Genomic DNA, 22,289 nt, shown 5'->3' with positions numbered 1-22,289 from the left:
GCAAACCACAAGGGTGCTTTCGTTCGTGTTACACCACCTCATAACAAGGTGGGCTCCATGTTCCCAAATCAACCCAAAATCAGTATTTGGACCAGGGGTTGACGTGCTTGGCTTCCCGCGGGTTATCGGCCTGGTTGCGGGTGGGACTAAAGAAGATACCCACCATATGCATCAGCTTGCTGAAGGGGAAGATAATCATCAGCCCCAACACCATCACAAAATGCAGTAAGAACACTACATCCGTGGGGGGGACAAAATTGTCTACATCAAACCACAACCAGCTCATCATGGCCGCTTTGATCTCTACCACATCTGGGTGCACCACAAAGGTCATCAGCAAACCGCTGACGCCAATGGCGAGAAGCAGCAGCAGGATGAGGAAATCGGCAGGTGAGGAGATGTGACGAAAACGGTCAACCATCAGACGGCGCAGGAACAGGAAGCCGAGACCGCCAACCATGGCGATGCCAGCAATGATACCTACAATCTGGAAGTGTGCAGCAACTTCAGGAATATCTTCCACGAAGTAGCGCAAATGACGCAGGGTCACAATGGCCAAAGCCACGTGGAACACATAACCACCCAACCAGGTCCACTTATCCCCTTTGAACAAGCTGTTGAAAAAGGCCACCTCTGTGAAGAGACGCCATACAACACCTTTTTTGGTCACTGGGGCTGGGGTGGTAGGGATATTAAGGGGGGCAGGTGTACGGGCATACTTGACGATACGCAAGAAAATACCGAGCACAAAAATCGTCAGGGCGGCATAGGCGAGGATCTGCAACATCCAGGTTTCCCCTCTGGCTGTTTACGGGTTTAAACCTTACCGGGGTTCTAACATACCCGGCGAAGTAACTCGCTGCAGGTGTCCGGATCGGTACCAAAGAACACCTTCAGACAGATCCCTGCACCGGGTAACCAGATAAGGTCCATTCTCATGAAGTACACAAAGAAAACCGGCTTTGGCCAAAGGTATACAGGGGCGAAAGCCGGTCTCTTTTTGCAACCACACCGAAGTGCGGTTTTTCGGCCCGGGGATACCCCCATTGGGGTATCCCCGGTAGATGCGTATTATACGCAGCCGGTAGGCTTGGGCAGGCCAGCGATCTTACAGGCTTGCTTAGCAGGACCACCGGGGTACAGATCGTACAAGTACTTGGTGTTGCCCTTGTCCTTACCCAGCTTCTTACCGATAGCTTTGGTCAGGATGCGGATCATGGGGGCAATCTTGTACTCTTCATAGTACTCACGCAGGAAGTGGACGACTTCCCAGTGGGACTCCGTCATGTCGATGCCTTCTTCCTTGGCCAGGTAGTTGGCAACGTCTTCGTTCCACTGCCCGAGGTCGACGAGGTATCCGTCTTCGTCAGTTTCGTAGGTGGTACCGTTGAGTTCAAAGCTGGACATATCTCGTTCTCCGTTATGGTGACACTCTATGTGTCATCGTTCAGGCAAACAACCACTACCGTGGCCGTACGCTTATCGCTCCGCGATGCAGCGTTTTCAATCAAACATTAGCATATCATGAATTCCTAACGCACGGAAGTCAACCCCCCGAATGGTCTAACAACCGGAGGAAAAACCCCTTCCTCATCAAGAGTTCACAAAAATCCGTGGGTTGCGGCGTTTTTTCATCATCAATTTTGACGAATGACGGGGATTGATTTTATCCATTTGTTGACAGAAATGCCAAGGATGACCAGAATTCACCCCAACTTTGGCAATGTGTTATCATTGCCAGCCGCCATATTTTTTATCCCTAAGGATAAAGAATATGGTTGCAACATCATGAAAATGTGGCTGTTCACCCTTAATGACGTAACAGCTACTGGGGTTTATTTTGCTCAGGAGGCTTTTTTTATGAAACCCAAGCATCACGTTTTTGTCTGCATGAACCGTCGTCCCGAAGGCCACCCCCGTGGCTCCTGTCAGGCCAGTGGCTCCCAGGGAACCTTCGAAGCTTTCAATGCTGAGTTGGAAAAGCGCGGCATGTTTGAGCAGGTATTTGTTACCGGCACCTTCTGCATGGGTCCCTGTGACCGTGGTCCCGTTGCTGTTGTTTACCCTGAAGGGGTTTGGTACGGCAATGTTAAGCCCGAAGATGTTGGTGAGATCTTTGACAAGCACTTTGTCGATGGCGGTGAGCCTGTTGAGCGTCTGCGCATTATGTAAGTGACGCAAAAATAGGTATGAAAAAAGGCGGTATCTGCATATGCAGGTACCGCCTTTTTTTTACAGCCCAAATGGTAAAGGCAGGGAACAATCTAACCTTTTTACAGCACCTCTCCCCTTCCCAAAAAACAATCTGGGGCTTTAACGCTAACGCTTATCCTGGCGGATAGAGGTTCTCCAACAGACGGCGGTAAACCTCCGTCAATGTCTCCAGATCGGCAACCGGTACCTTTTCATCCACCTTATGCATAGAATTCCCCACCAGACCAAACTCAATGGTTTGATCACAGTGGTGGGAAATAAACCGTGCATCCGAGGTCCCACCACCGGTTGAAAGCTCCGGGGTCATACCTGTGGTCTGGGCTACGGTCTGTTTAACCGCATCCACCAACGGGCCCCCCTCTGTGATAAAAGGCAGGCCAGAGGTTACCATCTCCAGATCATAGGAGACACCACAGCGGTCCAGCTCCTGACGAATACGGGCCTCCAGGCTTTCTGGGGTATGCTGGGCACTAAAACGGATGTTAAAACCTGCCGTTAGCTCTCCTGGTACCACATTGGTGGCCGTGCCACCTGACTGTAGTGCGGTAAACTGCAAACTGGTGGGCTGGAAGAAGTCATCCCCTTCATCAAACACAAGGGTGCTGATAGCCGCCAGAGCTGGCGCCCCACGATGAATGGGGTTATCCACCAGATGGGGATAGGCCACATGGCCCTGTACCCCATGGATGCTTAAACATCCATTGACCGAACCACGTCGGCCATTTTTGATGCAATCCCCCAGTTTACCCGCGCTGGTGGGCTCCCCCACCAGACAGTAGTCCATCTTCTCCTGCTGCTCATCCATCCACTGCAGAACTTTGATGGTCCCATCAACCGCATCCCCTTCCTCATCACCCGTGATCAGAAAGCTCAGGCTGTCATGCTGGGCAAAATCAGGGCGGGCTGTCAGAAAACGGGCTGTGGCGGCAATCATACAGGCCAGACCCCCTTTCATATCCACCGCACCACGGCCGGTGATAAAGCCCTCATCATCCACCGCAGCCTCAAAAGGACCACTGGTCCAGCGGCTCTCATCCCCTGGTCCCACCACATCGGTATGACCAGCAAAGGCAAAGTTACGGCCCTTGGTACCCAGACGGGCATAGAAGTTCTCGACATGGCCAAAACGTAGGCGATGTACCGTAAACCCCAGATCTTCCAGATGACGGATGAGTAGATCCTGGCAACCATGATCCATCGGTGTCACCGACGGGGCCTGAATCAAGGCCCGCGCCAGTGTCACTGGATCCACCATTTCGGGGGAATGAAGCGTCATTAGAACTCCCGCAGCAGCTCGTTGATACCGGTCTTGGAACGGGTTTGAGCATCCACAGTTTTCACAATAACCGCACAGTACAGGTTAGGGCCGGGCTCACCATTGGGCAGAGGCTTACCGGGCATGGTGCCGGAAACAACCACAGAGTAAGGGGGGACATAGCCCATGTGGATCTCACCCGTTGCACGATTGACAACCTTGGTGGATTTACCCAAATAGACACCCATGGAGAGTACTGAACCCTCACCAACGATCACACCCTCTGCCACTTCAGCACGGGCACCGATGAAGCAGTTATCTTCAATAATAACTGGGTTGGCCTGAAGAGGCTCCAACACACCACCAATACCAGCACCACCGGAGATATGAACGTTTTTACCAATCTGAGCACAAGAGCCAACGGTGGCCCAGGTATCAACCATGGTGCCGGAGTCCACATAGGCGCCGATGTTACAGTAGGAGGGCATCAGCACCACACCCGGTGCAATGTAGACCCCTTTACGGGCTGTTGCAGGGGGAACAGCACGGAAACCTGCTTCTTTAAATTTGGCTTCATCCCAACCCGCAAACTTCAGAGGCACCTTGTCAAAATAGGTGGCGCCATCATCACCCATGATCTGGTTATCATGCAGTTTGAAGTAAAGCAGAACCGCTTTTTTGGCCCACTGGTTGACCACCCAGCCATGCTCAGCTTCAGGATGGTCAGGATTTTTTTCCGCCACACGCAGTTTACCGCTGTCAATGGCTTCGATGGTCTCCAACACCGCATTGCGGACTTCGCCAGCTGTGCTGCTGTTGATGCCGTCGCGCTCGTCCCAGGCCTTTTCGATGATGGCTTGCAGATCGGACATAAGGGGATTCTCCGTAGGTTGTGCTTATGTTTCATCGTGAAAGGCGGCTAGGCCGCATCTTTCAACTCTTGAAAAAGTTTATGAAAAGAGTCTGGAGTCACACATGTTCTAAATGGCTCCAGGGTTTTACGTTTTATCTCACCCTACGCAAACGTAACGTGAACCTTTTGGGCTCCACCAACGCGGGATGCTTTGAATGACGGTTTAGGCTCTTCCACCACCCTCACACATCGGTGCCTATTACTTCAGCTCCTGGGCACACTGGGCGATACGTTGCATGGCCATACGGTTCTGCTCAGGTGTGGCCACCAGGGCAATACGAATATAGGGGTCAGCCGGGTTACCTTGTGCACCATGCCGACCCAAATAACCACCGGGCAGTACCACCACATTAAATTTTTCATAAAGAACACGGGCAAAGTTTTCGCCACCTGTCGGCACCTTGAGCCAGAGATAAAAGCTGGCTTCAGGGCGGGTAACATCCAGGACCGGGGAGAGGATCTCAATGGATGTTTCTAACTTGGCCCGGTACTGTTTGCGGTTCTCCTCAACATGGCTCTCATCATCCCAGGCTGCCACAGCCGCCTTTTGAATGAATGGGGGCATGGCGTTACCGGTATAGGTCCGTAGTTTGAAATAACGGTCCAGCAACTGTGCATCACCCGCCACAAAACCACTTCGCGCCCCTGGCATGTTCGATCGCTTGGAGAGGGAGTGGAAAACCAGACAGCGCTTATAGTCATCCCGACCCATCTCGGCACAAGCCTGTAGTAAGCCAGGAGGTGGTGCGTCATACCAAATTTCTGAATAGCACTCATCAGAACAGATAACAAAATCATGCTTGTCCGCCAGACGAATCAGCTCTTGCAGCTCTTCTAGCGGATGAACCGCCCCGGTGGGGTTGGATGGCGAACAGAGATAGACCATCTGGGTTCGATCCAGCAGATCTGTATCCAATGCGGTAAAAGGAGGACGCAAACCGGTCTGTTCGGTGGCATCGATATGGATGGGGTCAACCCCCGCCATAAAGCTGGCCCCTTCATAAATCTGATAGAAAGGATTAGGGGTTAGAACCACCCCACCCTTCTGCCGATCCACCATAGCCAGAGCGACAGAGAAGATCGCCTCACGGGTACCACTGGCACTAAGCACATGTCGATCTGGGTCCACACTACCTGGCTTGAGCTCAAAACGACGGGTCAACCACCCTGCGATGCTCTCCCGCAGCGCCTTCTCCCCACGGGTGGTGGGATATTTGGCCATATCCCCATCCTCTAGCGCCTCAATCATGCGCTGGGTCACAAAGGCTGGGGTTGGATGCTTGGGCTCACCAATGGAAATATTCAGAGGAGCCAGATCTGGATTAGGGGTTACCCCCTCAAACAGCTGCGCCAATTTTTCGAAAGGATAGGGGTTGAGACGGTCCATTTCAGGATTCATGAGAGCGACTCCTCCCAGCTGGCGGGATTGATGGGATCCAAAATAGGATCATACTGCCCCCCCACTTTTTGGGTCGAGGGCTGGACATTACGGTTAAGCCAGCGGACCAGATCCATCCAGATATTACGGATCTCACGCTTACTGGGCATAATACCGGCATATTTGAGTTCGATGGTAATGATGGGAATTTTTTTATACATCCCAGCATACCGCCCCAGAGAGCCCGGATAGGTACCCAAAGGAGAAAGATACAGCGACCCTAACTTTTTTGGGGGGTCCTGAGGGGGGCCATCAAAATCCAACAACCCATAAGGGGCATGGATGGAGACAATGACATCGGGTTGAAAAGCCTCAATCTCCTGGGCTATCCAGCGGGACTCTGGCTCACTAAGTGGATTGGGACCTGGATACCGGCGGGGATCTTTAAAAGTACGATTTTCCCAGTAGTCGGTGGCTTCTGCTTCCCAACCTGGTGTACCAAAGTTGCGGTTCAGGTCCACCCCTCGGGCATTCATACGAACCGATTTTTTCTGTAAAAGACCATCCGGGTTGGTTAAAGGCACCACATGCCAATGGAACAGGCCAGAGTGATGCTTATTCAGTTTTTCCAACCAACGGAAGGAGATACTGACAGAAGAGTACTCATCCCCATGGATACCACCCAGGACCAGAATACGCCCCTTAGGCTTGCGCCGTTTAAGCGGGGGATACTCCTTCATCAAAATAGGAATACCATTAACCGAGTAAGCCCCTGTCAGGCGCAAATTTTGCTTAATACAATCTTGTATAGAGACACTGCCCAACTTGGTACCAATGCGCTGGCAAGTCTCTTGCGCCGTCAGTTTCTGACCCGCTTCGATGGCATAAGACCCATCATCAGCACGCAGAGGCTGGGGGAGTAATAGAAGGACGAAGGCCCATATGGCCCACGATGGTTTTACATGGATCATCACTGTTTATCCGATAGCATGAGCACCACCTTAGGGAACGGAAAACGGTATCCGCAATCAGAGTAATGGCGGCATCATGTTTCAAAGGTGCATCGGGGAGTTTTACCAACCCCAGCTCCTAGCGTCAAACTGGAAAGACCTTTTTTTATCATCAGAGCCCTTTTCCTGGTTAAAAGGGAACGAACTGGTGCTTGTTTCCTTACCGGGTTATAGGGTATAAATTCAGGCTGAATCGTTTCTACTGATTAAGTGGGGTCTCTATTCCGAACTATAAATAGAGATGATTGATTCGCTTTAAATGGAATGTAGGTAATTGGGGCATGATGCAACGACGTCACTTTTTACAAGCTTTGGCTGTAGGCATGATGGGTGGAGCCAATTTGGTCTCCAGTGAAGCCCATGCGGCGCGTAAAGCCGTACCCATGCCCCGTAAGACCCATGCCTATCTACGCGATTCTATGGATGAAGCTGAAATTAAGGAAGCGGTACGCCGTATCCGAAATTTCAACCGATCCCACCAAGACGATATCTATCTCTCCCCCCAACAGTTTGCTCTGCTCAAGCGTGTTAACTACCGTTTTTCCCGTCTGGAACATCTGGTAGGTCATGCCAACTTCCATCTGCTAGGGTTTGATGAGGCGATCAATACCGCCAAAAACTACAGCAAGGTTGGACGCTTCAGCAAAAAAGAGTTGGATTTTCTTGAAGACCTTTTTTTCCGGGATGCAGGCGCCTACGGTTTTAATGGCTACAAGCCCTTTACCCGCTTAACCGAAGAGATTCCCAAGCGGGAAGTGAGCAAATTACCCTACACCGGTAACTATCTTTACCGTGGCACCCCCGTACGTACCTACGAGAAAATTCGTCGGGATGTGGGGGATAAAGTCATTTTGACCTCCGGCGTACGCAGTGTAATCAAGCAATTCCGCTTGTTCCTTAATAAAGCGGAAGAGAGCCAGGGTAACCTCTCCATGGCCTCTCGCTCTTTGGCCCCCCCTGGATACTCCTTCCATGGTATTGGTGATTTTGATGTCGGCCAGGTTGGTTATGGCTACCACAACTTTACCGAACGCTTTGCCACGACCGAGGTCTTTAAAAAACTTCGGGACCTGGGTTATAGCAACCTACGCTATCCCCGCGATAACCTACTGGGGGTACGTTTTGAACCCTGGCACATCAAGGTTCTCTCCGTCTGAATACGCACACTGATGCTCAAAGTGTGGATGCCCAAATTGGTCTTGGAGCCAACTTGGGCGCTGCCCTAAACAGTTGTCAGCAGGCGCTCTCTGTGTTGGACCATCACGCCAAAATCTCTGTAACAGCGGTCTCCCGTTGGTATCAAACCGAACCGTTGGGGCCAGACCAGCCCTGGTATGTTAACGGTGCGGCTACCTTGCAGACCACCTTATCCCCGCTGGACCTACTGGATCAATTAATGGTCGTGGAGCAGCAATTTGGCCGGGACCGTAGTCAGGAAATCCGTTGGGGGGCCCGCCCCTTGGATCTGGATCTGCTCTTCTATGGTCACCACTGTATGACACACCCCAAATTAACGCTGCCCCACCCTCATTTGCATCAACGCCGCTTTGTCCTACAGCCTTTATGGGATATCGTACCTAAAAAGCCTCACCCTCTTCTGGGCAAAACCGTTGACACCCTCCTGAGTGGAGTTGAAGATAGAGGTACCGTGGTATTGCTTGAGGGAGAGCATCTTCGGTGATACAACTTCTGACCTCTTTTTAATTTTTCCCCGGACGGATTGTTATGAAAAGCCGCGTGCGGGTACCCGATCTGGTACGCATGAAACAGCAAGGGCAGCCCATTGTTGCTCTAACCGCCTACGACTACACCTTCGCCCGTCTTGTGGATGGGGCTGATGTAGATCTGATTTTAGTAGGGGACTCCTTAGGTATGGTGGTGCAGGGTCATGAAACCACCCTGCCGGTTACCCTAGAAGAGATGATCTACCACACCCGTGCCGTGGTACGGGGGAGTGACCGAGCTCTGGTGGTCCTGGATATGCCTTTTGGTTCTACCCAAAATGGTCCAGAGCGCACCTTTGAACACGCAGCCCGAGCGATGAAGGAGAGCGGGGCTGCAGCCATTAAGCTGGAGGGGGGTCAGGCTATGGCAGAGACCATTGCCTACCTGACTGAACGGGCCATTCCTGTTATTGGCCATCTGGGTCTGACCCCACAGTCGGTACACGCTTTTGGCGGCTTTAAAATACAAGGCCGTAATGAAGAAGCGGCTGACCGAATTGTGAATGATGCCCTGGCCCTGCAACAGGCCGGTGCAGGGGCCATTATTCTGGAAGGTATTCCCACACCTTTGGCCAACCGTGTCAGTGAACAGCTTGCCATCCCCACCATTGGTATTGGTGCCGGTAATGGGTGTGATGGGCAGGTGCTTGTGCTCTATGACATGCTGGGCCTTTATGGCGATGTCTCCCCTAAATTTGTTAAACGCTATGTCGATGGGGTTCAGCTCCTGGGTGATGCCATTGAGAGCTATGCCCAAGAGGTACGTACACGCCAGTTTCCCTCTGCGGAACACAGCTTTAAGAAGTAGGGTTTTGATCGCGCATGGAAATTCTAGAAGATCGCCCAGCCTTGGCCACATGGCGTCGCCAGCAGGGTCATAAAAAAATCGGTTTTGTGCCCACCATGGGTTGCCTGCATGAAGGTCACTTAACCCTGGTTCGGGAAGCACGTAAAAGCTGTGACTCCGTGGTGGTTTCCATCTTTGTAAACCCCACCCAGTTTGGTCCTAATGAGGACTTTGAACGCTACCCTCGTACTTTTGATGCCGATGTCGCACAGCTAAAAGCTGAAGGGTGTGATGCCCTCTTCTACCCCTCCGTCGAGGCTATGTACCCTGCGGACAACCCAGATCTGACCCGTGTGAGCCTACCCGCTCTGGCTGAAATGTTGTGTGGTGCTATCCGTCCTGGCCATTTTGATGGGGTGGCCACCGTGGTGACCATTCTGTTGAATCTGGTACGCCCAACCCAAGCTTTTTTTGGGCTTAAAGATTATCAGCAGTTTACGGTCTTGCGCTGCATGGTTCAGGATCTGGCTATGCCCTGGGAGGTTGTAGGTGTTCCCACCGTACGGGAGCAAGATGGCTTGGCCATGTCCAGCCGTAACCGCTACCTAGACACCACAGCAAGAACCCAGTCCACCGCCCTAAGCCAAGGCCTAAACTGTGCCTACGATGCCTACCATCAAGGTGAGCGCAAGGGGGACAAGTTAGAAGATATGGTACGCCAAACCTTGCAGCAGGCAGGAATTACGCGTATCGACTATGTAGCCGTACGGGATGCCCAAACCTTGCAACCATGGCAAGGTCATGGGGCCCCTGTGGTACTGATTGCCGCCCATGTTGGGGCTGCACGTTTAATTGATAATCTGGTTTTGGATGCCAATCGCATCCCATGTGACACTAAAGGATGAGGTTCACATCATGAATCGCAGAGTACGCTATGACAGCCTGGGTGGTGGACGCAGCAGCAAACGACGTTGGCCAAAGATGCTTCTTCTGCTGATTCTACTCTTAGGTGTTATCACCGTGGGCTTGCAAAGCTGCAATAGTGAGCGGGTAGAGCCAACGGAACACTATGAGCCATTGGTCATTCCGGGGAAAAAGTGATGAAACAGCGACACAGGGTTGGCGATAGATGTTCAAAATCAACAGCCCTTGTCATGCTGCTTACTACATCCCTGTTTTGGGGTCAGGCCCAAGCCCAAGAGGCTATTCCCCAGGGTAGTGCGATTGCACCACCCGATACCATTGAATCCTCTTCCCTAACCGGTTTTGATTCCTTTGGCCGCCCTTTTCCCCTCACGCCTAACGGGGTCCGTCGTGTGTTGGACCAAGGGCACCACAAACTGGCATTGATCCTGGCTGAACAAGCCCTGAATCGTGGCAGTGGAGCCCCGGTCACAGCCCTGAGCTGGCGGGAGCTCATCGCCCGAGCCCAGATGGCACTTAACCGCCCCAGTGAAGCCCTGGAGATGCTGGAAAGCCTGCCGGTTGGCATGATTGATCAATCTTCTGATTTGGTCTTAATGATGGCCCAAGCCCAACTTGCTGAGGGTCAATTTCAACAAGCCAGAGGCCGTTTTTCCCACTTTTTGGTCGAAAACCCCAAACATCCCAAAGCCTATATTGCCCAACGGGGTATCGGTATTTGTGAGTTAAAGTTGGGCTCGCTTGATCGAGCCCGTCTACAGCTGGGGCTATACAAAGAACGCAAAGATCGCCCATCACCAGATGCTGAGTGGCTGGTGGCCATGGCGGAACTCTCCTTGGCGCAGGGGGAGCTTACCCAAGGGCGCAACTGGCTTAAACAGCTGCCCAAAGCTGCGCGTAAAACCCGTGAAGCCCGGCATATTTTCTACCGTATGGTACGTATGCAGGTTGAACAGGCTGCCAAAAAAGCGGTTACCCCCAAGCTACTGATTGATCTAGAAACAGCCCTGGCCCATAACCCAGGTGTGGCCGAAGGGCAAGAGATCCGCATCCTCCACGCCAAGCTGTTCCATCAGTGGGCAACAACCCCACTTACACCCACCAAAAAAGTAACCGCAGCGGTTAAAAATTTGATGGAGCGCCGCTGTTTACTGCGTGAAACCGTCATGTCCAACCATGGTTTGGAACAGGCTTTTTACCTGCAACAACTGCTTAAAAAAGAGCTTGAAAATCCTATTGGATTAACCGCACCTGGTGGCCTATTAACCCCGGATGGTTTGGCGTTAGATGGTTTGACCGAACCGGTCCGTGCGGCTTTTGCAGAGGCCTGGATGCGGCAAGAGCAGGTGGACAAAGCGGTGGCACTGCTGGGTAAGGAGCGTGGCCCTGATAGTGATCTGGTACGGTTACGACTGATGGCACTGGGTGCCGCTGTGGAAGATCTTCCTCTAGAGCGGGTATTGGAGCGGCTCACCCCATCAGCAGCCAACGGTGAACCCAACCTACTGCCCAGAGATCTGATCGAACCTTTGGCCGAAGCTTTTCTCTATTTTACCCGTGGTGGCCGGGAACATGAGGCAGGGCTTCTCCAGGCTCAACTGGAAACCCGTGCAGATCACGCAACCGTGGTACGGCTTCTGGATTATCAAAAGGGGTTGATGTTTGAATCCCTAGGCGATCTGGAAGAGGCGTTGCTCCACTATGTTAAACTGGCCTTTTCCAAAAGCCAAACATCCGCCAGCGATGACCGACTGCTACCAGAATCCCCCAAAGAGGCTGCTGCCCGTCTATTGGATCAGCTCGGTCAGGTCAAAGAGTCCGCCCTACTGCTGGGAAACCAAAAAGGTGAGACAAACAATCCCTAAAGGATGGGTCACTTTCCCCCCCTCTAAAAAAACCAATGGGGATTAAACGAATGTTTAATCCCCATGGCAGATACCACACAACTCCTGTTACCAGCTTACAGCAAGGTCTTAACGGCCTCTTCAATGGCATCCCACCCCTTATGCAATTGATCATCACTAATGCAGTAGGGGGGGAGTATGTAAACGGTATTACCCAATGGCCTAAGCAGAAGACCTTTCTTGGCAAAAAAGGCCTTTAACTGAGGACCAATCGCCGCTTCATAGCCACTATCCTCAACCACCAGATCAATGGCACCAATAGAGCCACAAAGTCGAGGACGAACCACCTTTTTATGCTTGTTAAAAACCGCTAAGCGCTGTTCATGAATGGCGGAAATTTTTTCAATTCGATCCAAGGTCTGCTCTTGCTCAAAAACTTGAAAAGAGGCCAAAGCCGCCGCACAACCCAATGGATTGGCCGTAAAAGAGTGGCCATGAGCCAAAGCTTTATCAAACCCCTCCCCCATAAAAGCCTGATAGATAGGCTCCCGTGCAACCGTTACAGACATGGCCATAAAACCGGATGTTAACCCTTTGGAAAGGCATATAATATCCGGCTGATCACCACATTGTTGAAAGGCAAACAGAGATCCTGTTCGACCAAAACCTGTCATCACTTCATCAAAGATCACCAACACCCCAGCAGCTCGACAGCGGGCCATCAATTGCTGAATAAAAGTAGGCCGGGCCATCCGCATACCTGCAGCACCCTGTACCAAAGGCTCCATAAGTAATGCAGCACACTGGTCACCATGCTGGTTGAGATAATCATCCAACTGACTCAGTACAATGGCCTCTCGGGCTTCTGGGCTGGGATCACCGATCCAGGTGCTGGGATAATCCAACAGATCCACCTGAAACATCATGTTAGAAAAGGCATCAAAAAAACCAGATCCCTGCCCCATGGACATGGCGCCAACCGTATCCCCGTGGTAGCCACCCCTAAAAGCTATGAATCGATGACGGGGTGTTCCTTGATTGATGTGGTACTGGGTGGCCATTTTTAAAGCCACTTCCACAGCCGTGGAGCCATCATCCGAGAAAAAAACCCGATCCAGATCACCCCCCAATTTGTCCGATAACGCCTTGGCCAAATTAACAGCCGGTGCATGGGTAAAACCGGCAAAGATCACTTGTTCCAGTGTTTTAGCCTGATCCGCAATGGCCTGAGCCACCACTGGATGACTATGACCATGGGTCGTCACCCACCAGGAGGAAATCAGATCAATCCATTGCTGCCCCTCTGTCGTTGTCAGGGTCGCCCCGGAAGCAGAAGCAATAGGGATCGGATCAGGAGCCGTTTGAGCCTGGGTAAAAGGGTGCCAACAGTGGCGTTTGTCCAGGTCGATAAGATCTGTCATGGCTTAAACTATTCACAAAGGTGGGATGAAATATCTGATGGAAAGCCGCCGTTAATGCCACTTCTAGGCTTTTATGCTGTTAAGCACCGTTTGGAGATTACAGCCACGCCACAGATGCCAATGTTTCAGGTGTTAAGGGTTGCAAAACGGGAATATGGGCCAGAATAGGCACTTCACCGTAGTGCTTTAGGGCCTTAAAATTGGAGGGATGCTCTGCGCCACAGGCAATCAACCCCATAACACGCAACCCCCGAGCTTTGAGTGCCTGTAATGTCAGTAATGTATGGTTGATGGTACCCAACCCTGTACGGGTTACCACCACCACAGGTAACGCCAGTTTGACCATAAGATCCAATACAGTGTACTGATCATTGATCGGTACCAAGACACCACCTGCCCCTTCCACCACCAAAGGGGCTGTGGTTTGGGGCCGTTGAAAATCCTCTAGCTGGATAGAAACCCCCTCTAGGGCTGCCGAAGCGTGGGGAGACATCGGTGCTTGCAAACGAAAGCGTTCAGGGTGTACACGGCTTGCAGACAGGCCAGCCAGGTGGGAGACCACATCGGTATCGGTAGCCCCTTCTAAACCTGATTGAATGGGCTTCCAATAATCAGCCTGCCACTGTTGTAATAACCAAGCACTGGCAACACTTTTACCCACATCGGTATCGGTACCAGTTACAAACACCCCAGGCATAGGAACACGATCAATCACTGTAATTTATCCCGGTACTGTTCAGCCTGATTTTCCAAACTCTGCATCCGCTTTTCAGAAACACCAAACTGTTTTCCAACACTTTGCAGAGCCTTACGTTCCATATCCGAAGGTTGGTAACTGCCATCAACCCCAGCCGATTCAGCCAACCCCATCAGCTCTCTTTTTTTATCTTCCAAATAGGCCCGGTCCATGCCTTTAAGTGCATCACGTACGCCACCATCCCGTAGGGCATCCAACAGTTCCGGGTTTTCATCCATCGCTTCACCAACGATACCCAAGGCCTCTTTACCAGCCTGAATTTTCTGCTTTAAACTACCCAGCAGACCACCCTCTTCATGGGATTCATCCCCTAAGACAATCTCAGGTCCCATAGAAAAATTCTCATCCCGAAAGACCAGTTCACGCTCAACCCCTTCCTGGTCCATATCTAGCTCCCACCCCAGATATTCCAGTAGAGGGTCCCAGCGCTCAGGCCTAAGAAAGTAGTCACTGGGAAGATCCTGAAGCGTCTGCTTTTTTTGTAGATAGGACTCTACAAAAGGCTCCCAATTCTTCTGTTTGGGTCGGGAATCGGAACAACCTGCCAATAGCACCAGGCAAAGACAAGCTGCTCCCATACGGAAAGTGGTGGATAACATGGTCTGGCTCCTGCCTAGAAGAGGTCTTAATCCTCTTCAATCTTCTCCACAAAAAAACCGGCATCTTCGACCAGTTTAACGGTCTTATCCGCCACATGACCAGATGTATTCAGATAACCTTCCGCAAATAGGGAGTTGGCTGGGTAGAGAGCCATCGACTCCAACCCCCGCAAATTGCTCTCCCGTCCACCAGCAGCACGTACCTCAGCATCAGGGTTGAAAAAACGGAACAGCGCCAATGCACGCAAACCATACTCTGGGGTTAACTGGTTGACTTCACCCAGTTGGGACCCCTCCACATGCACATAAAAATTGACCGGAATAGAGCGGGCATTCAACCCCCTTAGAGTGGAGGCAACCTCAATAATTTCCTCAGGCTTTTCACCCATACCGATAATAATACCACTGCACACCTCCAACCCAGCACTACGGGCCTGCTTCAGGGTATCTAGTCGATCCCCATAGCTGTGGGTTGTGCAGATAGAGCCGTAGTGACCATCGGCTGTATTGAGGTTGTGGTTGTAGCGGTCCAGGCCTGCCTCTTTCAGTTCACGGGCTTTATCTGCATCCAAGAACCCTGCGGAGAGACACACCTCCACTGGCCAACGAGATTTGATCTCCTTGATCAGCTTGGACATATGATCAATACGATCCGCATGGGGGTTACGCCCAGAGGAGACCATGCAGTAACGGTAGGCACCTGACTCATACGCCTTACGGGCGCCATCAAGAATCTCTTCATCACTCTTGATGGCGTATTTCTGAATAGGGGCTTTACTGTTTTTCGCTTGAACGCAGTAATTACAATCCTCAGAGCAGTAACCATTTTGCACATTATTGAGGATATGGATGCGTACCCCGCGCCCAAAATGATGAAAACGCACCCTAAAAGCAGCCTGCATCAGAGGCAACAGTTCCACACTGGGATCAGTTAAAATACGCCGTGCACTCTGTTGATCAGGTACCTGACCTGCCAAAGCAGCTGTGGCGATGGTATCGAGCCATTCACTACCGCTCATACCCGGCTCTACGCCCCGATTTTCCAAATTAGTGGATGGGTCGGTCGTCGAGACTGCGTGTGTAGAATCCGTAGAGTACATGATAGGTCACCGTAAATCCGTGTTGTCCACCCTGGGTTGCCTGCAGCATACGGCGCATCAGTGCCGCCGATACCGGACGATGATGCCCAGAGGGTTGATGCGCACCAACTTCTCGTAAAGCGCGTAAAAAGCCATGACCGGAGGCGTGGGCCACCGGAATATGATCCTCTTCTACATCCCCTTCCCCGCCTGTGGGCCACATGGCCTGTAACTGATCGGCATCGGGATAGTCAGGACGTCCAAAGGGGGCCCCATACTGGGCACATACCCCCTGCCACTCTCTGAAGGTTTCATCCCCCAGGGTAGCAAAAGCCAGCAGACCATTGGTCTTAAGCAGTGAAGTTAAGCTCTGTAAAGATCCAGGTAGATCCTGAAACCACTGCATGGCCAGACTTGAAACAACCAAGTCAAAAGGGCCACTAATCGAGCAGTGTTCTCCATCCATCACCATAAAACGGCGTTTACCTGGTAGATCTGATAGATGGGACTGACAGCGCTGAACCATCTGTGGTGCAATATCGGTAAAGATAAACTCTGCCTCTGGCCATTGACGGGCCAAGTGCCGACTTAAAAAACCGGTACCACAACCAATTTCCAGAATACGTGGATTATCAGGTAGGGGAAAATCCCCCAAACGGTCGGCCAACTCATCGGCTACATGTTGCTGTACCAACGCTTTACGATGGTAGTTTAGCGCTCGACCAAAATTTTTACCCACACGTCCATTGCGGTTGCCTTCCCCTCTGGGCAGGTTCATAACCACGACTCCAAACTGGTATTAATTGCTGCGGCCATCTGTTGGCCATGGGTCAAAGGTAGAAGATGGCTGGCCCCTTCTACCCACTGTAGCTGCTGGGGTGTAAACATCGCTTCACTCATCATAGGAGTCACAATGGCATCTTCCCGGCTGGCAATCGCCTTAAACGGTCGATCCCATTGAGCCAGTAGATCACGTCCATCCCAACGACTGATCGCCTCCAACCCCCAATCCAATTGAGGGGGGTGGGGAATGGCCATAGAGGGTAGATCCATAGGTGGCATACCGCTACGGCTACCAAAATCCTTTAAGACCTGAGCCGCATCCACCGGCAACTGTTTGCGCATACGCCCAATCACCCGTATACCAACCCCATGAGGAAAATCACGCCCCTGATGAAAACGACTAAAACCATTAATAAAAATCAAACCCTTACACTGGTTTCCTACTTTGGCAATGGCTTCCATTTCCGGGGTTTCTGCTTCCCCCATTAAACTCTTCAACAACCACAAAGAGCCCATGGAGTGACCAACACCAATCCACGCCCCTTCAGGCTGGGTTATACTGGCTTGACCTTGGGGATGAAAAAATCCCATATCTGCCTTAAGCGTGGGGTAACCCCCAAAATGGTGCAGCATAGGCCGCCATACACCACGACCCAAACCCCAACCATGCATCATCCATAAGGTCATCAATCCATATCCTGTAAACAGGCTGGTACCAACTGGGCCAACTGTTGCCAATCGGCATCCGTATGGGCCGCACTCAACGACAACCGTAAGCGACTGGTCCCTTCCGGAACCGTCGGTGGTCGGATGGCAATACCCAACATGCCAGCTTGGCGTAAACGCTCACTTAAGGCCAATGTCTTGCGTTCATCCCCCACAATAACCGGAATAATTGGGGTTGAACTGTTCCCGGTATCTAAACCCGCTTGATGAAAAGCGGCCCGCACCTGCTCGGCCCCGGATAAAACCCGCTGACGGACAGATTCCATCTGCGGTAATAACTCCAATGCGGCATCCATGGCACCCAGTACAGCCGGAGGCAGAGCGGTACTATAGATGAAACCACTCACCCGGTTAACCAAATAATCCCGCAATTCACGGCGACAGGTCACATAAGCCCCAAATCCCCCCAGCGCTTTACTAAAGGTACCCATGACCAGATCAACTTCACCTGGATAGGCCGCTGACAAACCAAAGCCATCGGGACCCAAAACACCCGTCGCATGGGCCTCGTCCAGATAAAGAAAAGCACCATAGCGATGCTTCAGCGCCACAAGTTTACCCACATCAATACGATCACCATCCATACTAAAAACGGTTTCGGATAGGATGAAGCGGGGCCCTTTGTGCTCAGCATTTTTTTTAAGTAGGGATTCCAGATGATCCAAATCCCCATGTCGATAACGTATCTGCTTAACCCCGGCTGACTGCATGCCGTGGTGCATGGAAGCGTGGTTTAGTCGGTCTGAAAAGACCAAAGGTTCGGCACCCAGTACCTTTTTATCCAACAGTGCAGGAATCAGCGAACTGTTGGTCTGATAACCTGCATTCAGGACCAAAGCAGCTTCAGACCCCTTACCTGCAACCAAACGAGCTTCAATCCGCTCAAAAGGCTCCAGATCACCACACACCAGACGGGAAGCCTGGGCACCTGTCCCCCACTTCTCTGTCCATGCCATGGCCCGCTGCTTAAGTAGGGGATGATCCGCCAAACCTGCATAGTTATTGGCTGAAAAATTAACCAACTCCACCCCATGACGCAGAATACGACCATGGGCCAACGGCTGCACCGTATGCAGCTGGCGTAGTTGACCAACCTCTGTTCTGGATTGACAGAAGTGACGGTATGCAAGGTGAGGATCAGACATGGCCCACAGCTTAGTAAACTTAAAAGCCAAAGGAAAGGTTTACTTAATCCATACTACCCATCAATGAACCCCCATAAAATGATTTAAAAACGCATTTTATACCAGCAAACAAAGCTATGATGGGCCTTATTCTTATTGCGCAGCCGCATGGGGTTATCTTCAGCCATATTCAGGGTAGATAGACAACGGAGCTCTCCGCCACTTGGTGAGGGTTGATCATCCACCTGAGCTTCAAGAGTAGCAAACAGTCGGGGGGATACCTGTTCCAGGCGCATAACATTGCCCAACAAACCCACACCCACCTCAGGTGAAGGAACGGTAATCGCCTCAAAAGCGATATGCAATTGGTGGGGGTTACCTTGATCATCAAAATAGTGGTAACGGTTAACTGGTTGCCCCTGCTGGGTAACAGGTATGGGCACACCTGCCTGGGAAAACAGTTCGGCAAAAGAGGCACTCAACGGCAGGTTCGTTAGCCCACTGCGTTGGTTTTTTTGATCTCCCGGTACGATCCCCATACGTTCGTAGTAGTGGTTATAAGCTTTGGCCCATCCCCCAATATAAAGCTGAGCGATGCGCTTATTCTCGGCATTCCGTTGCAGATCTATCCCCACCATGACGATGCCCAACAAACCACCAATAATGACCAGACCAATGAGCATCTCAACCAAAGAGATACCCTGACTCTCTGCTTTTTGGTGACTGGATTGGTGCTGTGCCATGGTTGCACCCCTTAATCCTTGTGTTACTTAGCCTCAGTATATCACGTTTATCAAGACCCCAAGCATGTGTGGAAAACCCTACGGTTCATACCTGTTTATTTATCGATTTCTTGCATAAAAGTGAATGACATCTTCTATTTGTTCATCACTTAACTCTTTCATAAAGCTACGCATTTTTTTAGGCTGTGGAGGAGTACGGCCTTCCTTACGGAACTGTGCCATGCGTAGACGTAGATAGTCCATACGCTGACCCGCCAGACGGGGGTTGTCATCATACTGCACTTTCCCCCCCTCACGATGACACCGTTCACAGCCACCAATGAGCTCTTTACCCCGATCAGCGCGTTTATTATCCACCGCTTGCCAGGGACTGACCCAAGGTTGCTGAGAGTAGTGGGCGCCATACATCATGTGAAGTTGTTGAGGAATCTCTTTATGTACAGCCACTTCTGTGGGCCGTTTACCCATGGCGTAATCTTGTAATACCCCCATGATATACATCACATTCTGACTACCAATCAGGGGGGTGGTATCTACATTAACAGGCTGGCCATTATCCTTATGGCAAGCCCGGCAGGGATCCAACAACTGCATGGCCATGGCCTGTGAGCTCAAGGTCAGGGAGAATAAAACAATAAACAGACGTAACATAAACTGGTTTACTCCATCAGACTTAACAGGGAGATCAAATCCCTTAGTTTTTATTCCACACAGACCCACCAGACTCTTTGTCCAGCAGTGTCAAAAAGGCTTCATGAGCTTGCATACTTTCATCACTGACCTTCCAGTCACGTGCTGCCATGAGTAACCCTTCCTTTGAACTGGCCTCTTCCGCAACCTGTTGTGCGGCAGCCTCCTCCTCAGAACGCTCTTCCCCAGCCATTTCCAGACTGAACTGGTTTCCCCCCATCAACTCGATATACACCTCTGCCAGGAGATGAGCATCCAGTAATGCACCGTGGAAGGTACGGCCAGAGTTATCCACCCCCAAACGTTTACACAAGGCATCCAAATTGACAGTAGAACCAGGAAACTTGCGTCGGGCCAGCGGAATGGTATCAATGGAGCGATCCATCGGCATAACCAGCCGCTTATTAAGACGGGTTAACTCCGCATTCAAAAAGCGCATATCAAACTCGGCATTATGGATCACCATTTGATCCTCACCGATAAACTCTAAAAACTCATGATACATCTCTTTGAATTTTTTACAGTCAGCAACATCTTCATCGGTAATACCATGAACTTTGGTAGCTTCCGCAGGGATCTCCCGTTCTGGATTGATGTACCACTGCCGCTCTTCCCCTTTACGCATATTGATCAGTTCCACACAACCAATTTCAACAATGCGGTGGCCCTCCCTGGGATCAAAACCGGTGGTCTCAGTATCCAGAACAATCAATCTTTCCATCAGGACATACCCTCTAGAACACGCTGAGCGCTCTTCTCACCGTTTAAGACGCAATCCGATACACTGACCCCATCTCGCCAGTTTGCACGCAAATGTAGCCCTTTGAGAGGCTTTAAAGCCTCATCTATCTCCCCTACCCGCTGCAAATGGCCCAACTCATATTGGGCAATGGCGGTTTTATAGCGGGTCATATGCACATACTCTGCCCCCTGTTTAATCCCCAGGGCAGCCATCATATCCTGATCCACCTGCTTGGCCACATCCTCTTCCGACCACTCAGCAATACCGGGATTGGTCATACCACCAATAAAGCAGGTCATCAAAGCCTTACCTTCCGGCCCCCGACCAGGAAACAGGGTGGTGGAAAAGAGTCCACCCAGGGTTGTGACCTTCTCATTACGGGGAATTAAAAATCCAAATCCATCCAGCGGGTGGGCCACATCTTTTGTCTCATAGCCCAACGCCACAGAATCAACCGGGGCATAACGGATCCCTTCCAGAAGATCTGCAGCTTCTGTACTCATGGGACGTAACAGTTTGGCGGTCACTTGAGCTGGGGTGGCCAAAACCACCTGACTGGCGGTGAGAGTTTGGCTTTTTCCATCCCGCGTCCATTGTACCTGCCACTGATCCCCTACTGAGGTTAGAGCGGTCACTTCCGCACTGGTTTCCACACAGCCATCCGGTAATTTTTCAGCAATGGCTGCAGGTAGAACCTCCATCCCCTTGTCAAAAGAGATCATACGACCACGGGGCATACCGGCTGCTTTACGGATTTTACCCATAGCAAAGGCCCCTTTGATTAGGGATCCATATTTCTCTTCAAGGGCATAAATTTTGGCGACTGCAGCCCGAACGGACAGCTGTTTAGGGTCACCGGCATAGACGCCAGAGACAAAGGGCTCAATGGCATAATCTAAAAAAGCCTTACCCAAACGTCGGGTGACAAATTCGGCAATAGTCTCCTCTTTGGTTCCCTTTCCAATAAAGGGCTCCAAGCCCAAACGGAGTTTGGCCATAAAAGGAAAGAGGGGTGTTTTCAAAAAACCAGGGGGAGATGTAGGCAGTACATGCAGCTGCCCCCCTTTCATCACAAAACGACGAGCAGCCAGAGGATTGGCCTCCAGTAACCGGGATTCCAATCCCATATCCTCAATAATCCGCCCTAAGGCATCCTCAGCATCCCCAGGTTTTTGCAAAGTGGAGTTGGGACCATGTTCAATCAGGTATCCCTCAGGCGTATGGCTGGTGAGAATATTCCCCCCTACCCTGTCTCGAGACTCCAAAATCACAACCTTATGCCCAGCTTTATGGAGAAACCATGCCGTCGAGAGACCAGAGATACCGCCACCAATAATGAGGATGGGAGATGCTTGTGTCATAGAAGTCGTGTCCAAGATGGGTGAAAGATCTACCTAAATCGTTAGATCTTTTTACTTTTCTATAGTTTTACTATTGAAAAGGTTTGAGGGGGATGGGGAAGAAACATGTACTCTTCTCCCGTTTTTTGCTCTTACACCTAAGGCTATTTTTAGCGTGATCAATAGGTTAGTAGATACCTGTTGATCACGCTAAAATGATCCTTAACTACCCGGTA

The 22,289-nt window shown here is 51.2% G+C and carries 24 protein-coding genes; 7 read left to right on the top strand and 17 right to left on the bottom strand.

What is annotated here, in order from left to right; all coding sequences use genetic code 11:
- Window positions 1–79: 79 nt before the first annotated feature.
- Together V5T57_RS18135 and V5T57_RS18130 are read right to left on the bottom strand one after the other, a co-directional pair.
- Window positions 80–787, bottom strand: a complete 708-nt coding sequence (locus V5T57_RS18135; RefSeq protein WP_332892671.1) for a respiratory nitrate reductase subunit gamma — start codon at window positions 785–787, stop codon at window positions 80–82.
- A 284-nt stretch (window positions 788–1,071) separates the two neighbouring features.
- Entirely contained in the window at window positions 1,072–1,407 is a 336-nt protein-coding gene (locus V5T57_RS18130) for a TusE/DsrC/DsvC family sulfur relay protein (RefSeq protein ID WP_332892670.1), read from the bottom strand.
- Window positions 1,408–1,788: 381 nt separating this feature from the next.
- Here V5T57_RS18130 and V5T57_RS18125 point away from each other — a divergent pair, with 381 nt between their 5' ends.
- On the top strand, window positions 1,789–2,172 hold the full coding sequence (locus V5T57_RS18125; RefSeq protein ID WP_332892669.1) for a (2Fe-2S) ferredoxin domain-containing protein: 384 nt from the start codon (window positions 1,789–1,791) through the stop codon (window positions 2,170–2,172).
- 154 nt (window positions 2,173–2,326) lie between these two features.
- Here the strand turns inward: V5T57_RS18125 and dapE are convergent, their stop codons facing one another.
- The 4 genes from dapE to V5T57_RS18105 all read right to left on the bottom strand — a co-directional run bounded on the left by dapE (window position 2,327) and on the right by V5T57_RS18105 (window position 6,731).
- Complete coding sequence (dapE, locus tag V5T57_RS18120; RefSeq protein WP_332892668.1) at window positions 2,327–3,490, bottom strand: succinyl-diaminopimelate desuccinylase; 1,164 nt, start codon at window positions 3,488–3,490, stop codon at window positions 2,327–2,329.
- Window positions 3,490–4,341, bottom strand: coding sequence for a 2,3,4,5-tetrahydropyridine-2,6-dicarboxylate N-succinyltransferase (gene dapD / locus V5T57_RS18115; protein WP_332892667.1), 852 nt, complete (start codon window positions 4,339–4,341; stop codon window positions 3,490–3,492). Before dapD ends, dapE begins: the two co-directional genes overlap by 1 nt.
- Window positions 4,342–4,581: 240 nt before the next feature.
- A complete protein-coding gene (dapC, locus tag V5T57_RS18110; protein ID WP_332892666.1) occupies window positions 4,582–5,781 on the bottom strand; it encodes a succinyldiaminopimelate transaminase in 1,200 nt (399 codons plus the stop codon).
- A complete protein-coding gene (locus tag V5T57_RS18105) occupies window positions 5,778–6,731 on the bottom strand; it encodes a M14 family murein peptide amidase A (RefSeq protein ID WP_332892665.1) in 954 nt (317 codons plus the stop codon). The genes dapC and V5T57_RS18105 overlap by 4 nt, the downstream gene beginning before the upstream one ends.
- Window positions 6,732–7,051: 320 nt before the next feature.
- Here V5T57_RS18105 and V5T57_RS18100 point away from each other — a divergent pair, with 320 nt between their 5' ends.
- From V5T57_RS18100 to V5T57_RS18075, 6 genes are read left to right on the top strand one after another with little or no spacing between them, the layout of a single operon-like run.
- The gene (locus tag V5T57_RS18100) at window positions 7,052–7,927 is read left to right on the top strand and encodes a M15 family metallopeptidase (protein ID WP_332892664.1); all 876 of its coding nucleotides are present in this window, start codon (window positions 7,052–7,054) and stop codon (window positions 7,925–7,927) included.
- Between the two features lie 23 nt (window positions 7,928–7,950).
- Window positions 7,951–8,451, top strand: a complete 501-nt coding sequence (gene folK, locus V5T57_RS18095; protein ID WP_332892663.1) for a 2-amino-4-hydroxy-6-hydroxymethyldihydropteridine diphosphokinase — start codon at window positions 7,951–7,953, stop codon at window positions 8,449–8,451.
- A 44-nt stretch (window positions 8,452–8,495) separates the two neighbouring features.
- Window positions 8,496–9,302 carry a 3-methyl-2-oxobutanoate hydroxymethyltransferase gene (gene panB, locus V5T57_RS18090; RefSeq protein ID WP_332892662.1) on the top strand — a complete coding sequence of 269 codons (807 nt, stop codon included), beginning with the start codon at window positions 8,496–8,498 and terminating at the stop codon, window positions 9,300–9,302.
- Window positions 9,303–9,316: 14 nt separating this feature from the next.
- On the top strand, window positions 9,317–10,186 hold the full coding sequence (panC, locus tag V5T57_RS18085) for a pantoate--beta-alanine ligase (protein ID WP_332892661.1): 870 nt from the start codon (window positions 9,317–9,319) through the stop codon (window positions 10,184–10,186).
- Window positions 10,187–10,196: 10 nt separating this feature from the next.
- On the top strand, window positions 10,197–10,382 hold the full coding sequence (locus V5T57_RS18080) for a hypothetical protein (protein WP_332892660.1): 186 nt from the start codon (window positions 10,197–10,199) through the stop codon (window positions 10,380–10,382).
- A gap of 53 nt (window positions 10,383–10,435) precedes the next feature.
- A complete protein-coding gene (locus V5T57_RS18075; RefSeq protein WP_332892659.1) occupies window positions 10,436–12,070 on the top strand; it encodes a tetratricopeptide repeat protein in 1,635 nt (544 codons plus the stop codon).
- A 95-nt stretch (window positions 12,071–12,165) separates the two neighbouring features.
- On the opposite strand, the gene bioA is transcribed toward V5T57_RS18075, so the two are convergent.
- The 11 genes from bioA to hemG form a co-directional block, all read right to left on the bottom strand.
- On the bottom strand, window positions 12,166–13,470 hold the full coding sequence (gene bioA, locus V5T57_RS18070) for an adenosylmethionine--8-amino-7-oxononanoate transaminase (protein WP_332892658.1): 1,305 nt from the start codon (window positions 13,468–13,470) through the stop codon (window positions 12,166–12,168).
- 97 nt (window positions 13,471–13,567) lie between these two features.
- Window positions 13,568–14,185 (bottom strand): dethiobiotin synthase, encoded by a 618-nt coding sequence (bioD, locus tag V5T57_RS18065; RefSeq protein ID WP_332892657.1) that lies wholly within the window; start codon window positions 14,183–14,185, stop codon window positions 13,568–13,570.
- On the bottom strand, window positions 14,182–14,826 hold the full coding sequence (locus V5T57_RS18060; RefSeq protein WP_332892656.1) for a hypothetical protein: 645 nt from the start codon (window positions 14,824–14,826) through the stop codon (window positions 14,182–14,184). The genes bioD and V5T57_RS18060 overlap by 4 nt, the downstream gene beginning before the upstream one ends.
- A gap of 26 nt (window positions 14,827–14,852) precedes the next feature.
- On the bottom strand, window positions 14,853–15,845 hold the full coding sequence (gene bioB, locus V5T57_RS18055; protein WP_332892655.1) for a biotin synthase BioB: 993 nt from the start codon (window positions 15,843–15,845) through the stop codon (window positions 14,853–14,855).
- Between the two features lie 28 nt (window positions 15,846–15,873).
- Window positions 15,874–16,683 (bottom strand): malonyl-ACP O-methyltransferase BioC, encoded by an 810-nt coding sequence (bioC, locus tag V5T57_RS18050; RefSeq protein ID WP_332892654.1) that lies wholly within the window; start codon window positions 16,681–16,683, stop codon window positions 15,874–15,876.
- Window positions 16,680–17,375: an alpha/beta fold hydrolase gene (locus tag V5T57_RS18045; protein WP_332892653.1), complete on the bottom strand. Its 696-nt coding sequence runs from the start codon at window positions 17,373–17,375 to the stop codon at window positions 16,680–16,682. The genes bioC and V5T57_RS18045 overlap by 4 nt, the downstream gene beginning before the upstream one ends.
- Window positions 17,375–18,559: an 8-amino-7-oxononanoate synthase gene (gene bioF, locus V5T57_RS18040; protein ID WP_332892652.1), complete on the bottom strand. Its 1,185-nt coding sequence runs from the start codon at window positions 18,557–18,559 to the stop codon at window positions 17,375–17,377. Before bioF ends, V5T57_RS18045 begins: the two co-directional genes overlap by 1 nt.
- Before the next feature lie 83 nt (window positions 18,560–18,642).
- Window positions 18,643–19,281 (bottom strand): type II secretion system protein, encoded by a 639-nt coding sequence (locus V5T57_RS18035; protein WP_332892651.1) that lies wholly within the window; start codon window positions 19,279–19,281, stop codon window positions 18,643–18,645.
- A gap of 99 nt (window positions 19,282–19,380) precedes the next feature.
- Window positions 19,381–19,932 (bottom strand): c-type cytochrome, encoded by a 552-nt coding sequence (locus V5T57_RS18030; protein WP_332892650.1) that lies wholly within the window; start codon window positions 19,930–19,932, stop codon window positions 19,381–19,383.
- Between the two features lie 43 nt (window positions 19,933–19,975).
- Window positions 19,976–20,692 carry a DNA polymerase III subunit epsilon gene (gene dnaQ / locus V5T57_RS18025; protein ID WP_332892649.1) on the bottom strand — a complete coding sequence of 239 codons (717 nt, stop codon included), beginning with the start codon at window positions 20,690–20,692 and terminating at the stop codon, window positions 19,976–19,978.
- Window positions 20,692–22,074, bottom strand: a complete 1,383-nt coding sequence (gene hemG, locus V5T57_RS18020) for a protoporphyrinogen oxidase (RefSeq protein ID WP_332892648.1) — start codon at window positions 22,072–22,074, stop codon at window positions 20,692–20,694. Before hemG ends, dnaQ begins: the two co-directional genes overlap by 1 nt.
- Between the last annotated feature and the right edge of the window lie 215 nt (window positions 22,075–22,289).

This window comes from Magnetococcus sp. PR-3, assembly GCF_036689865.1.
Taxonomy (GTDB): Bacteria; Pseudomonadota; Magnetococcia; order Magnetococcales; family Magnetococcaceae; genus Magnetococcus.
This window is presented reverse-complemented; position numbering and strand designations above follow the sequence as displayed.